The 3,879-nt window shown below is 59.8% G+C and carries 4 protein-coding genes; 1 reads left to right on the top strand and 3 read right to left on the bottom strand.

Annotated elements, in window-relative coordinates; genetic code table 11:
- Positions 1–70 precede the first annotated feature (70 nt).
- A complete protein-coding gene (locus AC0QHF_RS02755) occupies positions 71–289 on the bottom strand; it encodes a hypothetical protein (RefSeq protein ID WP_324702653.1) in 219 nt (72 codons plus the stop codon).
- Positions 290–315: 26 nt separating this feature from the next.
- On the opposite strand from AC0QHF_RS02755, the gene lepB reads away from it, so the two are divergent.
- Positions 316–924, top strand: coding sequence for a signal peptidase I (gene lepB, locus AC0QHF_RS02750; RefSeq protein ID WP_324702652.1), 609 nt, complete (start codon positions 316–318; stop codon positions 922–924).
- Positions 925–1,024: 100 nt separating this feature from the next.
- On the opposite strand, the gene AC0QHF_RS02745 is transcribed toward lepB, so the two are convergent.
- Both AC0QHF_RS02745 and AC0QHF_RS02740 read right to left on the bottom strand, forming a co-directional pair.
- The gene (locus AC0QHF_RS02745) at positions 1,025–2,329 is read right to left on the bottom strand and encodes a dihydroorotase (protein WP_324702651.1); all 1,305 of its coding nucleotides are present in this window, start codon (positions 2,327–2,329) and stop codon (positions 1,025–1,027) included.
- 71 nt (positions 2,330–2,400) lie between these two features.
- Positions 2,401–3,750 carry a histidine phosphatase family protein gene (locus tag AC0QHF_RS02740; protein WP_324702650.1) on the bottom strand — a complete coding sequence of 450 codons (1,350 nt, stop codon included), beginning with the start codon at positions 3,748–3,750 and terminating at the stop codon, positions 2,401–2,403.
- Between the last annotated feature and the right edge of the window lie 129 nt (positions 3,751–3,879).

Here is a 3,879-nt window from a genome sequence, read left to right as displayed (position 1 = left end):
CCGTGTGAGGCGAAAGTCTCATGCACGCTTGGAGAATGGGAGGGGGAGAAGGTGACTTCTCTCTCGACCCCTAATGGGGTGCGATCGCCCCAGATCGGTTCCGCTCCCGTCCGGATTTCTGCGGCGATCGCGGGATGGATTTGGTATGATCGGAGACATCACCGAACCCAATCCAGGTATACAACGAGGGTAGGGAGTGCAGTGGAGTCCGCTCCGCCATACTCTGCTCGGGGCAGGTCCCGCTCTCATCAACCCCCCCGCCGTCACCTTCTACAATTCTACTTACCATCAACTCTGTCCTTTGACTGTACGACTATGAGCAGTGTCCCCAATCGAGAGCCAAATGAAAAGAATTCGTCATCGACCCACGAAGAAAATCCCTGGGTCGAAGGATTCAAAACCATCGGACTGAGTATAATTTTGGCTTTGGGTATCCGAACTTTCGTCGCGGAAGCTCGTTATATCCCCTCCGGGTCAATGCTGCCCACCCTGGAGATTGACGATCGCCTGATCATCGACAAATTGGGCTATCGGTTCACCGAACCGCAGCGGGGCGATGTGGTCGTCTTCAATCCGACGGACGAACTCCGCAAACAGTACAAAGATGCGTTTATCAAGCGGATCATCGGCCTGCCGGGGGAAACCGTCGAAGTTCGGGACGGGCAGGTGTTTGTCAACGGCGAACCCCTGCAGGAAAACTACATCGCCGAAGAACCCCAATACAACTGGGGGCCCGATACCGTCCCGGAAGATAGCTATTTGGTTTTGGGCGATAACCGCAACAACAGTTACGATAGCCACTATTGGGGATTCGTCCCCCGCGACCACATCATCGGCCGCGCGATCGTCCGCTTCTGGCCCCTCAACCGGGTGGGCGGCGTCGATCCGGAGCCGCTATATCCCACCTCGCCGATGGAGAAGTAGGGAGTCGGGAATGGGGAATGGGGAATGGGGAATGGGGAATGGGGAATGGGATAGTTTCCCCTCCGCTTCCGGTCGCCTCCCGGTCGCCCCCCTGCCTCCCCTATGCTCCCCAAGTTTCCAGCACCCGTCCGGTGAGTTCCTGCCCCCACCAGGGGGTATTGGCCGATCGCGATTGAATCGTCGTGCCGTTTACGGTCCAACGCTCTCGGGGGTCGAATAAGGTCAACTCGGCGGGGCGGTCGATTTGGAGGCTCGGGGGAGTTTGTTGCCAACAGCGGGCGGGTGCGGTACTCAAGGCCCGCCACAGTTGCAGGGGCGACCATTTTTCCGTTGTAACGAAGGTTTCCCACAGTAACGGTAGCGCCAATTCCAGGCCGATCGCCCCGGGCGGGGTGTCGGCGAAGGCGACGGTTTTTTCTTCGTAGGTGTGGGGGGCGTGATCGACGGCGATCGCATCTAAAATCCCCTCCCCGACGCCTGCAATTAAGGCCGTGCGGTCGGCGGGGTTGCCGAGGGGCGGGTCGAGGTTGAGACTGGGATCGTAGGGGATGGGAAAGGGGGACGAGGGCGATCCGTCGCTGCCGAGAACCCGCCGCCGTTTGCCGCTGACGGCCTCCGTGTCGAACAATAAATGCATCCAGGTGGTGCTGGCGGTGATGGGCAGACCCCGCCGTTTGGCATCCCGGATCAGTTCCACCCCCCGAGCGGTGGAAACCCGCATGATGTGGACGGGGGTTCCCGTCGCCTCCACCAACTCCAAAACGGCGGCGAGGGCGGCGGTTTCGGCGAAGCCGGGGAGGCCGGGGAGGCCGGCGTAGATGGATTCATCCCCCTCCCGCATCACCCCGTTGCTGGCGAGTTGGCGATCGCAGCAGTAGAGGGCGATCGGCACGTTGAGCGGATGGAGATATTCTAAAATCCGGCGCAGCAGGGCGAGGCGTTGCAGGGGATGTCCGTCGGCAAATCCGACAATTCCCGAGCCCGCCAACTCCCCGAGTTCTGTCATCTGTTCCCCCGCCGCACCCCGGGTCATCGCGCCCCACAGGTGGAACCCCGCCGGGACGCGACTTTGCAAGAAACCGACGGTGGCGGGATTGTCGGCCGATGGTATCATGTCCGGCAAGATCCCCAGGCGGGTGAATCCCCCCGCGATCGCCGCCTTTCCCAGGGATTCCAGGGTTTCCCGCTCCTCAAATCCCGGTTCCCCGGTGTGGCTGTAGAGATCGACGAGTCCCGGCCCCAAAACCAGGCACTCCCCATCCCGCACCCGGGTATGATCGGGGTAATCGGCGATCGCGGATGCGACGGCCCGAATCCGACCGTCCGCGATCAGCACATCGGCCACCTGATCCCGCCCCGACTCGGGATCTAAAACCCTGACCTGTTTGAGGAGTTCGTCACTCATGAGCTCTTATCTCACCTCTCCAGCAATTAATAATTATTAATTATTAATTATTAATTGTTAATTATTAATGATCAAAGCGCCCCGGCGGCGGTCTTGTCGAGAATGCTGCCGGACAGGTGGGTGGTGATGTTCATCGCCTGCAAAACCGGGTAGCCGCCGGCGCCGTTGGGGTAGTCGATGACGGTGACGGAACCGTTGCCCTGTTTGAAGTTCCAAAAATGTTCCGGAGACAAACCAAACAACTGGCAGAGGATGGCTTTGTTGACGGCATCGTGGGCGACCACCAAGCCGGTGACGGGTTGGGAATCGTAGGCTTTGACCAGCTTTTTCCAGCCGATCGCCACCCGCTCCCAGACCTGGTTCAGATTTTCCCCTTCCGGCATCTGCACGGTTTCCGGCGCCCGCTTCCACTGATTCAATAAACCGGGATAGTGTTCCTCGATTTCCGACTCAAATTTTCCTTCCCAGAGGCCGTGACTGATTTCGCGGAAATTGTCATCTAACTGGAGGGGGAGATCGGGGTGGTGTTCGAGGATAATTTCAGCCGTTTCTTTCGGGCGGGCCATCGGGCTGGTCAGGGCGAAATCGAGCCGGACATCCTTAAGAAATTCTGAGGCTTTTCGCGCCTGTTCCCGGCCGTTTTCGTTGAGGGGGACGTCAATTTGTCCCTGAAATTGTCCGTTGCGGTTCCACTCGGTTTCCCCGTGGCGGACCAGCAGCAGCCGCGGCCCGCGATGTTCCGGGCGGGGGGTGGGAAATTGGGCGCCGACGTGGGAAGTGAGGTTCATGGACTCCAACTGGACGGCGGCGGGTTTGGGGAGTTCTCCCGGTCCGACGTCGCCGATATTGAGGACGCTGATGCCACAGTTGGACTGCTGGACCGACTGATACAACTCGGGTTTGACCCCCAAAGCCGTGGCGATGAGGGAGCGGTTGATGCCGTTGTGGGCGACGACCAACACCGTCTGGCCGGCGTGGCGGGCGAGGAGATGCCGCCAAAATTGTCGCGCCTGTTCAAAGAGGGATAAAACGGGGAAATGTTGTTTTCCGCCTTCTAGAACCATGGAAAACTCGTGGGGGGTTTCCTGCCAGCGGCGGTAGTCTTCGGAAAAGCGCGTGCGGACTTCCTGGCGTTCGAGTCCGGCCCACAGGGGGAGGTCGATTTCCATGAGCAAATCGGCGGTTTGCAACTCGGGCGCCCGTTCCAGGCGGGAGACAATGAGTTGGGCCGTCTGGCGGGCCCGTTGCAGGGGGCTGCTGTAGATAGCGTCCAGGGGCAGGCCACAGAGCGCGGTTGCGACTCGTTCGGCGTCGTCGCGGCCGCGGTCGGTCAAAACGGAATCGTCCAGGCGGCCCTGGATGCGTTTTTGGGCGTTGTAGGTGCTCTGACCGTGGCGGACAAGAATTACACGGGTCGTCATTTTAGTCAGTCGTCAGTTCTGAGTTGCAAAGTTTTGGACTCGGGCGGGTGAAATTAGGGGTCGAGAGAGAAGTCACCTTCTCCCCCTCCCATTCAGAACCGTGCATGAGACTTTCACCTCACACGGCTC

It is taken from the genome of Lyngbya sp. CCY1209, assembly GCF_055795065.1.
Note: the sequence above shows the minus strand (reverse complement) of the source record. Positions and strands in the feature narration are given on the sequence as shown.

What these genes read in the sequence shown, in the direction of transcription:
- AC0QHF_RS02755 (WP_324702653.1), bottom strand. Translation starts at nt 289, where the DNA reads ATGGTAAGTAGAATTGTAGAAGGTGACGGCGGGGGGGTTGATGAGAGC.
- lepB (WP_324702652.1), top strand. Translation starts at nt 316, where the DNA reads ATGAGCAGTGTCCCCAATCGAGAGCCAAATGAAAAGAATTCGTCATCG.
- AC0QHF_RS02745 (WP_324702651.1), bottom strand. Translation starts at nt 2,329, where the DNA reads ATGAGTGACGAACTCCTCAAACAGGTCAGGGTTTTAGATCCCGAGTCG.
- AC0QHF_RS02740 (WP_324702650.1), bottom strand. Translation starts at nt 3,750, where the DNA reads ATGACGACCCGTGTAATTCTTGTCCGCCACGGTCAGAGCACCTACAAC.